Raw genomic sequence first — 17,665 nt, 5'->3', positions numbered from 1 at the left:
TCCCATTATGTCTTGAACGTAACTGTTGTATTTAAAATCGATGTGATTTTCTGCCATAACATCTGCGCCAGCTCGAGAACTTTCTAATAAAAAAGCATTTCCATAATCAAAAAAATAGGTTCCTTTTTCGGTGTGTTTATTTATTGCTGTAGCGTGACGACGAAGCGTTTTTTGAACTTCTTCTTTAAATTTTTCTGGATTGTTTGCCATCAAATCATTAGATTCTTCAAAAGTAAAATCTATTGGATAATAACCTCCAGCCCAAGGATTGTGAAGCGAAGTTTGATCGGAACCTAAATCGATATGGATATTTTCTTGGTCAAATTTTTCCCAAACATCTACAACGTTTCCAAGATATCCAATTGAGACTATTTCATTATTTTGTTGCGCTTTTTTAATTCGTGTAACCAAATCGGATACGTTTTCTATAACTTCGTTAATCCAACCTTGCGAATGACGAATGTGAGTGATTTTAGGATTTACTTCTGCGCAAACCGTTATGCAACCTGCAATGTTTCCAGCTTTAGGTTGCGCACCAGACATTCCTCCAAGTCCAGAAGTTACAAATAATCCTCCTTTTGGAGATTTTTTTATTTTTCTAAATCCGTTTAAAACGGTAATTGTTGTGCCGTGAACAATGCCTTGAGGACCAATGTACATGTAACTTCCTGCGGTCATTTGTCCGTATTGAGAAACGCCAAGCGCGTTAAATTTTTCCCAATCATCTGGTTTGGAATAATTTGGAATTACCATGCCATTAGTTACTACAACTCGTGGTGCTTCTTTGTGCGATGGAAATAATCCCATTGGATGACCAGAATACATAGCCAATGTTTGCTCTTCGGTCATTGTTGCCAAATACTGCATTGTCAATAAATATTGTGCCCAGTTTGAGAAAACTCCTCCATTTCCACCATAAGTTATTAGTTCGTGAGGATGTTGCGCCACTGCATAATCCAAATTATTTTGAATCATTAACATTATGGCTTTTGCTTGAATGGATTTTCCGGGATAATCAGAAATTGGTCTTGCGTATATTTTATAATCTGGACGAAAACGATACATATAAATTCGTCCGTAGGTTTCTAATTCGTTTCTAAATTCTGGTAATAATATTGCGTGATGTTGGGCATCAAAATAGCGCAAGGCATTTTGTAATGCTAGTTTTTTTTCCTCTGGTGAAAGAATGTCTTTTCTATTTGGTGCGTGATTTATATCGGTTTCGTATGGTTTTGGATTTGGTAAAACCGATGGAATTCCTTGTAGTATTTGTTCTTGAAAGTTCATTTTTTATAATGTATATTGTATTTGTGTAAAATTGTATAGTGTAAAATTGTATAGTGTAAAAATGTATAGTGTAAAAATGTAAAATGTAAAATTGTAAAAAGTAAAAATGTATTTATGTAAAATTGTATGAAGTAAAGTTATAGTAATGTAAAATTGGTTACTGTATTATTTTATTTTTTAAAAATTACGATCTACAGAAATACACTATACAGTTTTACACAAATACACTATACAATTTTTACTTTTTAAAAGTTCCTGTTTTTTTATCAAATCCATACGGACAATGTCTACAACCGCTTTTGCAACAATGACCACGCTTAAGGTGGTGTTTTTCGGTAAAACATTTATATCCTTCTGGCGTTAAATAATAATCTTCGCCTTCAATTAATTTATTTTCTTCTTCTTTATCTTTAAACATAGCTACAAATTTAGCAACTTTGCAGGATATATGATACTAATTGTTTTTAAATATTTAACGCCTAGAGGTTTTCGAGGTTTGACTTTGTTTCCGTTTGTTTTTATGGCAGATAAGGACGATAAATTGAATGTGGTTTTTATTAATCACGAGAAAATTCATATTCGTCAACAACTTGAATTGTTGGTTTTGCCATTTTATATTTGGTATTTTTTGGAGTTTTTAGTGCGATGGTTTCAATATAAAGATAAATATAAAGCTTATAAAAACATTTCGTTTGAAAGAGAAGCTTATGCTAACGAAAAAGACCTTAACTATTTAAAGCAAAGGTCTTTTTGTAGGTTTTTAAAGTTTTTATAGTTTAAAAAATTACTTTTTCGTTTTTTACAAATCCATTTTTTAACTTGATTTTTAAAAATAATGTGGAGTTGTTTTTTTGTAAATTAGTTAATTGGATTTCTTTGGAATTGATGTTTTTGTATTCGGCTAATTTTCTTGCTAGAACATCGTAAACTTCAATAGATTCTATTAATTCGTTGGTTGATTTTACTGTTAAATAATTATTAGAAATTACTTTAATTGTATTTTCATAGTTGAAATTATTATTTGCTAAAGCATTGTCTCGATAAATAATTGAAAACCTATTATTGATATAACTTTGTGTTGCAGAAAATTGAAAAGGCGCTGTTTTTATATCTGTAATTGTGTTTAATAAATTATCTTTTAGGTATATGTTTTGATTTTCAAATAGACCATCAACAGTTGCAATAGCTATGGAGTAATTTCCTGTTGACGGAATATAAATTCCAAGTGGTACTTCGTCAGTATCTTGAAAAGGCAAACTTCTTCCTTGAATATTAAATTTTTCATTATTTAATGTTGAAAAAAGTGACATTAAACCTGTATAAAAAGTATTACTATCAAAAAAACTATCTCTTTCATTAGTTGCACCTTCTGCATAACCAATTAAAATTCTGTCCGATTGATAATTAGAATCTACTAAATCTAACCAATATCGATGTCTTTCTATATCTACAAGATTTGAAGTGTTATTTGTATTAGATTGACTGGTATTTTTAAAGAAATAATTATTAGGATAGGTTGCACTTCGCAAAGTATTATTAAATGTTATGTTGTCTGATGCTGTTGCTCCATCTTTCATTACTACAAAAAATCCTTGTGCGCCACCAATAAATAAATCAGATGCTGCTGCTGGACAGCAAGTAGTTCCTGTAAAGTTATAGGTTAAATAATCTCCTGGATTATAATTGTAGGCAAACGAATTGTAAAATGGACTTGGAATGTTTGCTGGTAAATTTCCGTGTGTCCATAGTCTAATATTACCTTCAATTTTGGTATTGTTGTCAAATAAAAACTGACTAGCTCTAATAGATGATGGATATGGATTTCCAGTTAAATTCCAGTTATCGCTATAGTTATTAATTTCTGTTCCGTTTAAACCAGTATGAAAAGCCGAGTTTGTATCTGAACCACGAGATATTGGAAACGTAATAGTTCCATTATTTGGTATTCCTTTAAAACTTCCTGGAAAGATAGAATTTACAGAAGAACTAAATGAACTTGGACCACGAACAATATATCCTTTTGCATTAATCATAGCATTTCCAGTTGCGTTTTCCCAATTTCCTTGTCCGCCATTCGGATTTGCAACTGTTGTATTCCATTTATAAATTGCGCCTGCAACTAATGGAGAAGCAATACTTGAAACATTGAAATTTGTAACAGGTGATGACCAATATACATAATCTAAGCTTCTAATGTTAGCGTTTCTTTTATAGATTATATCTCCTGTATTGGCAACATTATTTATTTGAACTAAACTTGCATTATTTTCTATTTGAAAATTTCCAGTTGTTTGAACGTTTACCCAATTGGTAACTGTAACAGCATTGTTAGAATTTATATTTAAACTTGCGCCGTTTAAAATTGATAAAGTTCCTGCCAAACCATTATAATTTGTTCCAGAAATTATTGGATTATTTAGTGTTGTTGGTATAACCACACAATCTGATAAGTTTGGAATTCCTGATGGTGTCCAATTATTGTTTTTATTCCAATCAGTATCAACTGATCCATTCCAAGTTTTGTTTCCGCTAACGGTTACAGTTGTATAATCTGTTTTTATTTGCGTTGTTCCATTGCAAAAACTATAAGTAACTTCTGCTGTGTAGGAGGTTGTTGTTGCAGGACAAACGCTTAAAGTATTTGATGTTCCAAGTACTGTTCCTGTTGTGGTTGTTCCTTCAAACCATTTTATAGAAGTTATAGAAGTTCCAGAAGGAACAAATCGCCAAGCTTCATTTGTAGCTGTCCAATTGGTGTCTAATCCATTTCTATTTGGAGCAACAGTTGCCAGTGTTCCTGTACTGTTTTGAATTCCTACTATCGCATTTCCACCATTCCAAGGAGAAATATCGTTGTTATCAATTTTTTTATTTTTAATATATACTTCAATAATATTTGTGTTTTCATATAAAACCATCATTCCTGTATATAAAATGGTATTGTCTGAAAACATTGGAACATTATTCCAAGAAGCAACTAAAGCTCTACATCCTGTATTTAGTGTTATAACTTCATATCCAACTTCGCCACCATAAAAAGGATTTATGTCATGATAAACACCATAAATTGTGTTTGTAAATAATGCACCAACTGTACTAGGTAAATTGTTTGCAAATGAATATCCAGAAGATGTTCCAGCATAAGCAGGATTGAATGATAAAACACCATTAGAACCAATTGAACAGGTATTATATGAATTTCCGTAGAAACAAAAATTGAATGGAATGTTTATGGTGGGAGACCAAACATCATCGATATTATCGCTTACTTGATTAGCCATACAATTAAATTGATATGGTGGATTGTAAGCTATAGATTGAACAGTGTAACTTGTAGTTTGTCCGAGTTGTAAATAATATGCTTCCAACGTTGTGCATCCAGTTGAAGAACAACTTCCAATTGGCGCAGGATCAACACCATTTAATCCTAATCCACCAGCGTCTACATTAGAACATCCAAATGTTGAAGTTCCAATTCCGTTTCCTACAGCACAAGGTTGTGTAAAAATTGTAGGTCCAACCCAAACACCTTGACCTAATACTCCACCACAATTGGATCTAACCCAAACATAATATATTGTAGTTGTAGTTAATCCTGTTAAATTTGCAGTTGTTATTCCAGAGGTTGTGCTTCCAGTTGGAATTGTTGATGCAGTTGGTGTTAATGAAGAAGTACTATAATAATATTGATATCCATTTGCAGGAACTGGAGTTGCAGCAGTCCAACTTAAAGTTGTTTGAGGAGTTAAAGTAATAATAATATTTGTTGGGTTTCCAGAACAAGGTAATGGAGGTAAAACCGTTAATGTATAATCTTCTGTTTCTCCGCTACTTATTGATCCACATTCGTCTGGGTTACTAGATAAATAGTTCGCTCTAATTCTCATTCTATGATTTCCAATAGTTGCTGTTCCTGGTATAGTAAAAGAACCTGTAGATGATGTTACATATGCGCCACTTAAAAATACGGTTTCGCCAGCATCATCAAAGTCAAAATCGTCATTCCAATCTACCCAAATATTAAATCCGTAAGAGTATGTTCCATTAAAAAATATAGCATTAAAACTTATCGAACCAAAATTTATTTGACTTACTACTTGAGGAATAAAATTTCCATATCCATTAGTAGAATAACCAGAATTTAAATTGGATATATTACTATTTCCTCCAGAAGTAGAAAAATTATTTATGTAATAAGTTGTGCTAGTAGAATTAGAGATACAATATCCAGTTGTAAAAATCCCAAAAGTTGTCCAAGTGCTAAAGTTACCACTACCACAATCGCTTCTTACGAATATATAGTATGTTGTGTCAGCCAATAAACCAGTAAGATTTATAGAATTTAAAGTTGTTGAAATTCCGCTAGATGTTGGCGTAGTGTTACTTGTAGAAACTAAATATTGATATCCATTTCCAGGAACTAAAGATGGTGGTGTCCAACTTATTGTAGCACTTGTTTGAGTTATATTAATTGTGGCATTTAATGTTGGTGCAATACAAGTTGGTGCTGAAACACAAATTCCAAAAGCTCCATTATTATCGTTTCCGTATTCCCAAACTCTAATATAAATTGTTTGTCCAGGTGTAAGTAAATTTTGGGATAAATAAGACATTGCTCCATTTATACTAGAATCATCATCACATGCTAATAATGTTAAACCTGCGCAAGTTCCAGAATAAATTGCTATTCCACTGTCTAAAATCACACCTGTTTGAGTATCAATATTTAAGATTCCTGTTGCAGGAACTATAACTTTAAACCAAACGTCTCCACCATTATAATTTGCACAACCTGGAGCAGGAATGCCCAAACTTGGAGTTGCATTTGTATTAGAATAGGTTGTATATGTACACGTAGATGTGACGGTTAAAGCTATTGCATTTACACATTCATCATTTATAGGAGCAACTGGTGGCGGAGCACAAGTTCTAGAAATTGTAAAAGTACCTTTAGTTGCACTTGCGCTAGCATAATGAGAAATGTATACAAAATAATTTGTTCCTAAAACAGTTGTAAAAGTTGAAGATTCTGTACCATTTGATAATCCAGAATCATTACAAGACATTGAAGTTAGAGTGCCACAAGCACCACTTGAGATAGACATTTCATGGTCAAATCCTCCTGTAGCTGTTGATGAAATTGTGGTTTGATTTCCATCTCCTGTAAATTTATACCAAACACCAAAATCTCCCATACTACAACCAGTTCCGTTTACAACAGAATTTGTTCCAACGGTTGTTCCAGTTAAATTGGATGTTGCACAAGGTAGCACAATTGCATTTGCACAAAGATTATTAGAAGGTGTGGCTGCTGCATAAGCACAGATTGTTCCTGTAAAAGCAGTTGTTGCAGTGACAGTTTTATTAATTCTGATATAATATGTTGTGTTTATAGAAACAGATACTGGTAATGATATTGCATTTGAAGCAGCTGCGTTTGCACATCCTAAAAGAGTAAATCCACTGCAATTGCCAGAATAAATTGATAATGACCAAGCTCTGTTTGTAGTTCCAGTTAATACAATTGATGTTGTAACAGCATCTGTAGTTATGGTATACCAACCATCACGATTTGCTGTAACTGAATTGCATAATAAAGGATTTGCAGCACCAATTTCAATAGTGTTTGCCGTAAAAGTATAAGATGTATTGGTACAACTAGTTCCTACAGGAATTGAAATTGCATTAGCACAGTTGTCATTTGCAGATTGAGAATAATTATATCCATAAATAAGAAACACAACTATCGAAAAGTAAATTTGAGAGTAATTTATTTTCATTAAAAGTAAATTGATAGGTAAACAAAAATATAGTTTTTTAAATTTAAAATATATATATACTTAATGTTTTTGTTAAATTATTATTAAAACAATCTAAAGTAGGGGTTTTGGTAATGATAATGTGTAATATTTTATTTACATTATTATTTTTAATGAAATATATTTTAAAATTTAAATAAATATAATATTTAATTTAGCATTTTTTGTGAATAAATTACAATTTAAATTTAGAAAAAGATAAAGTTATTTTTTTAAAATTCATTTATTTTATTTACTTAATGTTGGTTTTCAATTAATTAATGTTTAGTTTTGTTTATCAAATTTAAGTTTTATGAGAAATAAAATACAATTATTAATCGCGCTAATACTTATTACAAATTGTTACTCTCAAATTTTTGTAAAAGATAATACTTCCATTTTTGCAAATAATACTGTTGTATATTCAAAAGGTAATATTGAATTAAACGGACTTACAAGTAATTTTTACCTAAGAAATGAAGCGCAGTTTGTTCAAGGAACAACAGGAATTTCTACCAATCAAGGTGTTGGAAAATTATCTGTATTTCAAGAAGGAACATCAGACAATTATGATTATAATTATTGGTGTTCTCCTATTGGAAATGCTTCTGCCATTTCTGGAAATGAAGACTTTGGAATAACAATGTTACATAATCCTACAACAAATGTTGCAAGTACTCCAGCAGTTATTATTTCTTCTGGTTATAACGGAATTGCTGCACCACTTTCAATTGCATCCTATTGGATTTGGAAATTTTTATCATCATCTACTTACTCTCAGTGGTTTCAATCTGCTGCAACTACCAATATAGTTGCTGGTCAAGGTTTTACTATGAAAGGAACAAGCGGAACAGACGCAACTAATGTTGGCGAAACAGCAGTAAATAATCCTGGTGGAGCTCAACGTTACGACTTTAGAGGAAAACCCAATGACGGAAATATTACAGTAAATGTTGCAACTAATAATTTTACTTTAACAGGAAATCCATATCCAAGTGCATTGCATGTAAATGCCTTTTTATTAGATCCAACAAATTCTGATTGTACAGGAATTGCTTATTATTGGGAACATGATAAAACGGTTAATTCCCATGTTTTACTTGCTTATCGTGGCGGTTATGGAACGTATTCTCCAGTTGGAATATTGTCAACAGATTACGGAGTTTATGTACCAGCAACTTTTAATTCATACAATATTGATGGTACTTTAAATACTACAGGCGCAACTTCTGGATTGTCAATTGAAAGAAAATATGCTCCAATAGGTCAAGGTTTTATGATAAGAGGAAAAGCTTCTGGAGCACCAGTTTCAGTTACATTAAAAAATTCTCATAGAACATTTTATAAAGAATCTAACACTTATTCAGAATTTGAAAAGAATGGAAGCAGTCAAGCTGAACCTAATACTGGAAATAATAACGGTGTACCTCATATAAGATTAAATACTATAATTAATAATGAATTTACTCGTCAAATGGCTTTAGTTTTAGTACCACAAGCTACAGATGCAGTTGATAGAGGTATTGATGCTAAAAGCCCAAGTGATGAAAGTTTGATAAATGACATCTATTTTTTCTTAGAAAATGATAAATATATAATAGAAGGAGTATCATTTGATATTAATAAAAGAATTCCTTTAGGAATAAAAGCAGGAAACTCTTCATTCAAGTTTAGTATTTTAGAAGTTGTAAATTTTGATGCTAATCAAGATGTTTTTATTTATGATGCAGCAGATGGTTCTTATCATAATTTAAAAATTGCTGACTATGAAGTAACACTTTCTTCAGGAGTTTATAATTCAAGATTTGAATTAACATTTAAAGATTCTGCATTAGGTATTCCATCCGATGTAAAAGATAATTTTATAATAGTTCAAAACAATACCAATCAATTATTGTCTATTTCTAATCCTAATTTATTAGAATTAAAATCGGTACAATTGTTCGATATATCTGGAAAGTTAATTTTAAATAAGGAAAAATTAGAAACTAATAATAATTACGAGTTTGCTACAAATGCGTTATGCGAAGCGGTTTATATTGTAAAAATTACTACTGTGAATAATGAAGCTTTAAGTCAAAAAATAATTGTTGAAAGAACTAAATAATTCATAAAAAAATAAGTTTAAAAGGTACGCAAGTCGTGCCTTTTTTTGTGAAATTTGATTTGATAATTGTACCTTTGTAAAAATTATTTTTTGAAAAGTAAAATTCAAAATATTCCTTTAATTAATTCTTCTGTAGAACTTTTTATTAAAAGAGAAGATTTAATTCATCCGTTTGTATCTGGAAATAAATTTAGAAAATTAAAGTACAATTTGCTTCAAGCTAAAGCCGAAAATCATACTACTTTAGTAACTTTTGGAGGCGCATTTTCTAACCATATTGCCGCAACAGCATTTGCAGGAAAAGAAAATAATTTTAAAACAATTGGAATTATTCGTGGCGAAGAACTTCTAACCAAAATAAATGAAAATCCAACTTTGCAATTTGCAAAACAATGTGGAATGCAATTAGAATTTGTAACAAGAGAAGAATATCGAAATAAAGAATCGCTAGAATTTATTGAAAATTTAAAACAAAAATTCGGAAATTTTTATTTAATTCCAGAAGGTGGAACTAATCAATTAGCGGTAAAAGGTTGTGAAGAAACACTAAATGAAGATGATTTTATTTTCGATTACATCTGTGTTTGTGTTGGAACTGGTGGAACAATTTCTGGAATAATAAACAACTCTTTTTCCTATCAAAAAATTTTAGGATTTCCTGCTTTAAAAGGTGATTTTTTGCAAAAAGATATTTGTAAATTTGCAACAAATAATAATTGGGAATTAATAACAGATTATCATTTTGGAGGATATGGAAAAGTTTCTAACGAATTAATTCAATTTATGAATCAATTTTATGCAGAAACTAAAATTTCTTTAGATCCAATTTATACTGGAAAGTTGGTTTTTGGCGTTATAGATTTAATAAATAAAAATTATTTCCCTGATGATTCTAAAATTCTATTAGTTCACACAGGTGGATTACAAGGAATTGAAGGAATGAATATGAAATTAAAAAATAAAAATTTACCAACAATACAAACATATGATTAAAAAGATTTTACTTAGTTTTTGTGCCATTTTTTTAGCCAGTTGTACAGCAACAAAACCTGTTGTTAGAACTACTAAAAACACTACATCTAAACCAGTTGTTAGAACAATAAAAAAACCAATAATAAAAATTGATGAGGACAAACCAGTTGTTGTTACTAAAAAAGTAGAAGAAGTAAATCAAAATCAAAACAATCAAACAGAAATTCTTGAAGCCACAACTAGAGTAAAAGTTACAACAGCACTTGTTAATGAATATATTGCAAAATATCAAAAAATCGCCAAAGAAGATATGGTAACTTACGGAATTCCTGCAAGTATAACTCTTGGTCAAGGCATTTTAGAATCTGGAGCAGGAACTGGACCTTTAAGTGCGCAAGCTAATAATCATTTTGGTATAAAGTGTCATTTAGAATGGAATGGACCAAGTGTAAAACACGATGATGATACAGCACAAGAATGTTTTAGAAAATACAGTAATCCAGAAGAATCTTATCGAGATCATTCTATGTTTTTAACTTCTAGAAGCAGGTATTCTTCATTATTCAAATTGCCAAAAAATGATTACAAATCTTGGGCAAGAGGTTTAAAATCAGCTGGTTATGCAACAGATCCAGCTTATCCAACAAAGCTAATTGGTTTAATAGAACGATACAATTTGCAACAATATGATGCTGACGTTTTAGGAACAGATTACGTTTCTACAAAGAAAGAAATTATAATAAAAGAAGAGTCAGTTGCCAACAATTCTGATGTAAAACGTCACGAAGTTATGAAAGGTGATACTTTGTATTCGTTATCAAAAAAGTATAATATTTCAATAGAAGAATTAAAAAGAAAAAATGATATTTCTGATAACGGAATTGCTATTGGACAAAATCTTACCATTAAATAAAAATTTAAAATGCAATATAAAAGAAGTAGTGAACTTTTCGCTGCTGCAGAAATAGTAATTCCTGGTGGCGTAAATTCTCCAGTTCGAGCTTTTAAAGCAGTTGGCGGAACACCAATTTTTGTAAAAAGTGCCAAAGGTGCTTATCTTTATGACGAAGACGGAAATAAACTTATAGATTATATAAATTCTTGGGGACCAATGATTCTTGGTCATGCATACGAACCTGTAATTACGGCAATTACTGAAAGAGCTAAAAAAGGAACTTCGTTTGGAATGCCAACAGAATTAGAAACTAAAATTGCAGCATTAGCCATTTCTATGGTTCCAAATATTGATAAAATTAGATTTGTAAATTCTGGTACAGAAGCATGTATGAGCGCAATTAGATTGGCTCGTGGATTTACAAAAAGAGATAAAATAATAAAATTTGCTGGTTGTTATCACGGACATTCAGATTCTTTTTTAATTCAAGCCGGAAGTGGCGCAATAACTTTTGGTTCACCCAATAGTCCTGGCGTTACAGAAGGAACTGCCAAAGATACTTTGCTTGCCAATTATAATGATTTAGAAAATGTAAAATCATTATTTGAAGCCAATAAAAATCAAATTGCTGCAATTATTGTAGAACCAGTTGCAGGAAATATGGGCTGTATTCCTCCGTTAAATGGATTTTTAGAAGGATTGAGAACATTATGTTCAGATAATAATTCATTATTAATTTTTGATGAGGTAATGACAGGTTTCAGACTTGCCAAAGGTGGAGTTCAAGAATTATATAACATAAATGCCGATATTGTATGTTTTGGAAAAGTAATTGGTGGTGGTTTGCCAGTTGGAGCTTTTGCAGCAAGAAACGAAATAATGAATTTTTTAGCACCACTTGGTCCAGTGTATCAAGCTGGAACATTATCTGGAAATCCATTGGCAATGGAAGCAGGACTTACAATGTTGCAAGCTTTAAATTCTGATAACGAAGTTTTTAAAAGACTAGCTGATAAAACTGAATACCTTCATCTAGGAATAGAAAAAGTATTGAATAAAAACAATGTCGATTTTACAATTAATAGAGTAGGATCAATGATTTCTGTACATTTTGATAAAAATCCAGTTATTGATTTTACAACAGCCAAGAATGGTGATAATGAAACCTTTAAAAAATTCTTTCACGGATTGTTAAATGAAGGAATTTACATTGCGCCATCAGCATACGAATCTTGGTTTATTACTGATGCATTGACTTATAAAGATTTAGATTTTACAATTAATGCAATTGATAAGGTATCACAAAAATTTTAATATTACGAAAGTATATGGCAAAAAAAATCCCGAAATTTTCGGGATTTTTTATTTTTTATTTTAATCTTTTTAAAAGATCTGGATTAGCTTCTAAAATTGAAATTTGTTTAGCATCTAGAGAAGCTCTAATTTTAGCTTCAATAGTTTGAGATAAAACAGATTTTCTTTCATCAGATAGTGTTTTGTCTTCTAGAATTGTATATTTCATTTCGAACAATCTAAAAAAGTCGTTAGTTTGTGTGTCATTAAGACTTAACAATTGAGTTAATTCAACAGCGTCTTTTTTTGCTAGATCTTGCGATGTAACTTTTTGTTCTTGAGCACTAGCATTAATAGAAAATGCACATATTAAAGTAAAAATAAAAAGTAATTTTTTCATAATTGAATGAGTTTTTTTGATTTTATAGAACTCAAAAATAGAAAAATTTTATCAAAAACCAAATTTATTAAAGAATTAAATCTTTTATTTTATTGTTTTCTTTTTTTAGATTTTATTTTATCTGCTTTTTCTTCCACTTTTTCAGCTTTCATAGTTTCCCATTTAGTGAATTGTTCTGCTGTAAGAATTTTTTTCATTTCGGAAGTCATAACTCCTTGTTCCTCTGTAAAAACTGCTCTCAATGCTTTTCTTTCATCTGTTGACATTTTTGTTCCAGCTTCTTTATTGGCTTTAACTTTAGCTTTTATATCTGCTTTTGTCTTTTCATTTTTAACCATTTGATTGGTAAATAAAAGTTTTACTTCGCCAATTTGTTTTTCATTAAGATTTAAAGTTTTAGTTAATTTAACTACTCTTTTTTCAATTTTTTCTTCGTTTGTTAATTCTTTTCTTTCGGTTTTCTTTTGTGCAAATGTTGAAATTCCAACAAACAATAATGCAACTAAAAATAATTTTTTCATTGTGTTTTTTTTAAATGTTATATTGGTAAGACCAATTATTATCTGAATGGTTTAATTTAAAAACAAAAAAAGGAACTCAATTAAGAACTCCTTTGTATAAATTGAATTTAAAAAACTATTTTATTACCGTATAAGTCGTTAATCTTAAATATAATTCTTGATTTGATTTTAGTTTTTCAATTTGATCTGGTGAAAGTGCAGACATCATTTTTTCACCAAATTTTTCATACAGTGCTTTTATTTGTTCTATGTTTTTAGAATTTTCTAAAGCTTCTGTTCTATCTTCCATAAGTGTGAATAAATCTTTTTTTACTTGTGGTGAAAGTGTAACAATTTTGTTTAACAAAACCACATCTTCAAATGCTCTTTCTTTGTAATTTAATTCTTTAGTTTCTTCAGTTGACAATTTAGATTGTGCATTCGTTGTAAAACAAAATCCTAAAACCAAAGCAAATAATAAAACAATTTTCTTCATAATTTCCATATTTTTAATAGGTTAAAAAGCGAATGTACTAAATTTTTATAAACGTAAATATTAAATCAGCTATAAATTTTATTTCCCCAAATATTCCACAATTTTACTATCACCATCAACTACAATTTTCATTAAGTTGTGTTTGGCAATTCCTTTGCTTGCTGCATCCCATTTTTTTCCAGATAAATCAGCTTTCAATTTTAAATCTAAAATAGAAATTCCAACATTGGCTTTCAATATTTCTATAATATGTTTTTCATCTTCGGTAAGTTCAATTTGTTTTTTCTCTGGTCGCATTTGAGGAAAGAAAAGTACTTCTTGAATGGAAGGATTATTGGTTAAAAACATAATTAATCTGTCCATTCCAATTCCCAATCCACTTGTTGGTGGCATTCCATATTCTAATGCTCTCAAGAAATCTTCATCTATAATTCCGCTGGCTTCATCATCTCCTTTTTCTGCCAAAGCCATTTGTGCTTCAAATCGTTCTCTTTGATCAATTGGATCATTCAATTCAGAATAAGCATTGGCAATTTCTTTACCACAAACCATCAATTCAAATCGTTCTGTTAGCTCGGGATTTTCTCTATGTTCTTTACATAACGGACTCATTTCCTTTGGGTAATCAATAATAAAAGTAGGTTGAACAAAATTTCCTTCGCATTTTGCTCCAAAAATTTCATCAATCAATTTTCCTTTTCCCATGGTATCGTTTACATCAATATGCATCGATTTTGCCGCTTCAAATAATTCAGCTTCATTTTTTCCAGAAATATCAAATCCTGTAAATTGTTTTATAGCATCAGTCATTGTAACTCTGGCATAAGGCGCTTTAAAATTTACTTTATGTTCGCCAAATGTCGCCTCTGTAGTTCCATTAACTTGCGTGGCACAATATTCTAAAAGATTTTCTGTAAACTCCATCATCCAATTGTAGTCTTTGTAAGCTACATAGATTTCCATTGCTGTAAATTCTGGATTGTGCGTTCTGTCCATTCCTTCGTTTCTAAAATTTTTAGAAAACTCATAAACACCATCAAATCCGCCAACAATTAATCTTTTCAAGTACAATTCGTTAGCAATTCTCATATATAATGGAATGTCTAAACTGTTGTGATGTGTAGTAAATGGTCTTGCCGCAGCACCACCAGCAATAGATTGTAAAATTGGCGTTTCAACTTCCATATATCCTGCTGTATTAAAAAAAGTACGCATTGCAGTAAACAATTTTGTTCTTTTTACAAAAACTTCTTTCACATGTGGGTTTACAACTAAGTCTACATAACGCATTCTGTAACGCAATTCTGCATCATTAAAAGCATCGTAAACTGTTCCGTCTTCGTCTGTTTTTGGCAAAGGCAATGGTCGTAACGTTTTACTTAATATTTTAAACTCGTCAACTCGCACACATTGCGCGCCAACTTTTGTCATAAACAATTCGCCTTCAATACCAATAAAATCACCTAAATCGGTCAATTTTTTAAACACCTGATTGTACAACGTTTTGTCTTCGCCAAGGCAAAGCATATCTCTATTAAAATACAATTGCATTCTGCCTTCACTATCTTGAAGCTCTGCAAAACAAGCTTTTCCTTGATCGCGAACGCTCATTAATCTACCAGAAAGAATCACCTTTTTACCTTCTTCAAAGTTTTCTTTAACCTGTTTCGAAGTATGATTTACAGGAAATAAATCTGCCGGATATGGGTTAATACCTATGCTTCGCAAAGTATTTAATTTTTCTCTTCTAATGATTTCTTGTTCGGAAAGTTGCATAACATTTTTTTAAGATTGCAAAGATAAGCCATTGCAATAAACCAAGCAATCTTTTATTTTTTTATCAGTAGCAAAATGGCTTGGTATTTGTTTATCTACCATTTTCCAGCCATACATTCTATCTTTTTTCTCATAAAAAGAGAAAAAAGGATGCCATTTCTGTCTGGGCTAATTAATTTATCATTTGTATATTTGTAAAAAATTTTAAACAACCAATCAATGAAAAACATAAAAATACTTATAGCACTAGTTTTACTATTCAATATAGTAAGCTGCAACATTACCGAAAAAATCATTATCAATGAAAACGGTTCAGGAAAATTTGCCTACGAAATAGATGGCTCTCAAATGATGTCTATGATGGGAAATGCCTTTAAAGATTTAGGCGAAGACGAAAAAGATTCCAAAAAGAAAAAAAAGAAGAAAAAAGAGGAAGAAGAAGTTGCAAAGCCATCTAAAACTATAGATTCTACATTTACTTTCAAAGAATTATTTGCTAGCAAACAAGACAGTATTGCTAAATTATCTCCAGAAGAGCAGGCAAAAATAAAAAAAATGGAACGTTTTAGTGTAAGAATAGTTCTAAACGAAGAAGAAGGCAAAATGATTTATTCAATGTTTACAGATTTCAATGCCATTTCAGAATTACAAGATGTAATGTCACCATTGGAATCTATGAAATCACTTTCTCCAACTGGTCAACAAGCTGGCGGAATGGGTTTAGCTCCATCTGCATTAGCAGACAATTCATCAACACAATATTTTTATGATGGAAAAACATTTAAAAAAACAGTTTCTAAACTAGAAAAAAAGAAAGAAGAACCAAAACCAGATGAAGAAGTAGACGAAGCAACTGCCGAAGCAGAAGCATCAAGAATAAAAGAATCCATGCAAATGTTTGTAGAACAATCAGATTATAAAGTTGTATATCAATTTCCTAAAGCAGTACAATCTGTTTCTGCACAAAACGCATTATATAGTGAAGATAGAAAAACGGTAACTATAGAATATACATTAAAAGAATATATGGAAAATCCAGAAAAATTAGATTTAGAAGTAAAGTTTCAATAATTTTTGTCATTTAAAAACAGTAACAGATTTATATCCTAACAGGTTTTTTTAACCTGTTAGGTATTTAAAAACTTAAATTTAAAACTTTGCGACTTAGTGCCTTTGTGGCAAATAAAAAAATGAATAAAAAAATCAACTTTCAAGATTTAGGAAATAAAGATTACAAAGCTACTTGGGATTATCAAGAAGAATTGTTCAAGCAAATTGTTGATTTAAAAATTCAAAACAGACGAGAAGAAACCCAACTAGAAACTCCAAATTACTTTCTCTTTGTAGAACATCTGCATGTTTACACGTTAGGTAAAAGTGGCGATTTGTCTAATTTATTGCTTTCTCCAAAACAACTAGAAGAAAAAGGAGCTACTTTTTATAAAATAAATCGTGGTGGTGACATTACTTATCATGGTCCAGGACAAATTGTAGGTTACCCAATTCTGGATTTAGAAAATTTTTTTACAGACATTCATAAATATTTACGGTTTCTAGAAGAAGTAATTATTCTAACATTAGCAGAGTATAACATTACGGCTACAAGAAGCGAAGGTGAAACTGGAGTTTGGCTTGGAGTAGGAACGCCATTTGTCAGAAAAATATGTGCATTGGGTGTTAGAGCATCACGTTGGGTAACCATGCACGGATTTGCGTTTAACGTAAATGCCAATTTAGGATATTTTGATAATATAATTCCGTGTGGTATTAAAGATAAAGCAGTAACATCATTAAACGTAGAACTTGGTGTTGAAAAAGTAGATGAAAAAGAAATCAAAGAAAAAATCTTAAAGCACTTTTCTCAATTATTTAAATCAGAATTTATTTACTAATAAAAGGACAATTTCGTTCTCAAAAGTCAATTTCAAAAGTCAATTTCAAAAATCAAATTCAAAAGACAATTTCAAAAGTCAATTTCAAAAGTCAATTTTAAAAATCAATTTCAAAAATCAATTTCAAAAGTCAATTTCAAAAGTCAATTTCAAAAGTCAATTGCAAAAGTCAATTTCAAAAATCAATTTCAAAAATCAATTTCAAAAATCAATTTCAAAAATCAATTTCAAAAATCAATTTCAAAAATC

General features: G+C 30.5%; 14 protein-coding genes. 7 read left to right on the top strand and 7 right to left on the bottom strand.

All coding sequences use genetic code 11. The features are described 5' to 3' along the window. Both ACH2BC_RS09295 and ACH2BC_RS09290 read right to left on the bottom strand, forming a co-directional pair. The coding region (locus ACH2BC_RS09295; RefSeq protein WP_395053721.1) for a urocanate hydratase at positions 1-1,287 on the bottom strand (1,287 nt) is incomplete at its 3' end. A gap of 238 nt (positions 1,288-1,525) precedes the next feature. Next, a complete protein-coding gene (locus ACH2BC_RS09290) occupies positions 1,526-1,705 on the bottom strand; it encodes a DUF5522 domain-containing protein (RefSeq protein ID WP_395053720.1) in 180 nt (59 codons plus the stop codon). Positions 1,706-1,735: 30 nt separating this feature from the next. Here ACH2BC_RS09290 and ACH2BC_RS09285 point away from each other — a divergent pair, with 30 nt between their 5' ends. Further along, entirely contained in the window at positions 1,736-2,062 is a 327-nt protein-coding gene (locus ACH2BC_RS09285; RefSeq protein ID WP_395053719.1) for a hypothetical protein, read from the top strand. Position 2,063: 1 nt separating this feature from the next. Here the strand turns inward: ACH2BC_RS09285 and ACH2BC_RS09280 are convergent, their stop codons facing one another. Next, positions 2,064-7,067, bottom strand: a complete 5,004-nt coding sequence (locus ACH2BC_RS09280; protein ID WP_395053718.1) for a GEVED domain-containing protein — start codon at positions 7,065-7,067, stop codon at positions 2,064-2,066. Positions 7,068-7,398: 331 nt separating this feature from the next. On the opposite strand from ACH2BC_RS09280, the gene ACH2BC_RS09275 reads away from it, so the two are divergent. The 4 genes from ACH2BC_RS09275 to hemL all read left to right on the top strand — a co-directional run bounded on the left by ACH2BC_RS09275 (position 7,399) and on the right by hemL (position 12,373). Beyond that, positions 7,399-9,192, top strand: coding sequence for a T9SS type A sorting domain-containing protein (locus tag ACH2BC_RS09275; RefSeq protein WP_395053717.1), 1,794 nt, complete (start codon positions 7,399-7,401; stop codon positions 9,190-9,192). A 90-nt stretch (positions 9,193-9,282) separates the two neighbouring features. Beyond that, on the top strand, positions 9,283-10,185 hold the full coding sequence (locus ACH2BC_RS09270) for a 1-aminocyclopropane-1-carboxylate deaminase/D-cysteine desulfhydrase (protein WP_395053716.1): 903 nt from the start codon (positions 9,283-9,285) through the stop codon (positions 10,183-10,185). Beyond that, entirely contained in the window at positions 10,178-11,077 is a 900-nt protein-coding gene (locus tag ACH2BC_RS09265; RefSeq protein ID WP_395053715.1) for a glucosaminidase domain-containing protein, read from the top strand. The genes ACH2BC_RS09270 and ACH2BC_RS09265 overlap by 8 nt, the downstream gene beginning before the upstream one ends. A 9-nt stretch (positions 11,078-11,086) precedes the next feature. After that, on the top strand, positions 11,087-12,373 hold the full coding sequence (gene hemL, locus ACH2BC_RS09260; protein WP_395053714.1) for a glutamate-1-semialdehyde 2,1-aminomutase: 1,287 nt from the start codon (positions 11,087-11,089) through the stop codon (positions 12,371-12,373). 55 nt (positions 12,374-12,428) lie between these two features. Here hemL and ACH2BC_RS09255 read toward each other — a convergent pair whose 3' ends face one another. The 4 genes from ACH2BC_RS09255 to lysS all read right to left on the bottom strand — a co-directional run bounded on the left by ACH2BC_RS09255 (position 12,429) and on the right by lysS (position 15,524). After that, entirely contained in the window at positions 12,429-12,752 is a 324-nt protein-coding gene (locus ACH2BC_RS09255) for a hypothetical protein (protein WP_395053713.1), read from the bottom strand. Between the two features lie 89 nt (positions 12,753-12,841). Then, entirely contained in the window at positions 12,842-13,273 is a 432-nt protein-coding gene (locus ACH2BC_RS09250) for a hypothetical protein (RefSeq protein ID WP_395053712.1), read from the bottom strand. Between the two features lie 115 nt (positions 13,274-13,388). Next, a complete protein-coding gene (locus ACH2BC_RS09245) occupies positions 13,389-13,748 on the bottom strand; it encodes a hypothetical protein (protein ID WP_395053711.1) in 360 nt (119 codons plus the stop codon). Between the two features lie 78 nt (positions 13,749-13,826). Next, positions 13,827-15,524 carry a lysine--tRNA ligase gene (gene lysS, locus ACH2BC_RS09240; protein ID WP_395053710.1) on the bottom strand — a complete coding sequence of 566 codons (1,698 nt, stop codon included), beginning with the start codon at positions 15,522-15,524 and terminating at the stop codon, positions 13,827-13,829. Positions 15,525-15,743: 219 nt separating this feature from the next. On the opposite strand from lysS, the gene ACH2BC_RS09235 reads away from it, so the two are divergent. Continuing rightward, complete coding sequence (locus ACH2BC_RS09235) at positions 15,744-16,595, top strand: hypothetical protein (protein ID WP_395053709.1); 852 nt, start codon at positions 15,744-15,746, stop codon at positions 16,593-16,595. A 119-nt stretch (positions 16,596-16,714) separates the two neighbouring features. After that, positions 16,715-17,416: a lipoyl(octanoyl) transferase LipB gene (gene lipB, locus ACH2BC_RS09230; protein WP_395053708.1), complete on the top strand. Its 702-nt coding sequence runs from the start codon at positions 16,715-16,717 to the stop codon at positions 17,414-17,416. Positions 17,417-17,665 lie beyond the last annotated feature (249 nt).

It is taken from the genome of Flavobacterium sp., assembly GCF_043760115.1.
Taxonomy (GTDB): Bacteria; Bacteroidota; Bacteroidia; order Flavobacteriales; family Flavobacteriaceae; genus Flavobacterium.
This window is presented reverse-complemented; position numbering and strand designations above follow the sequence as displayed.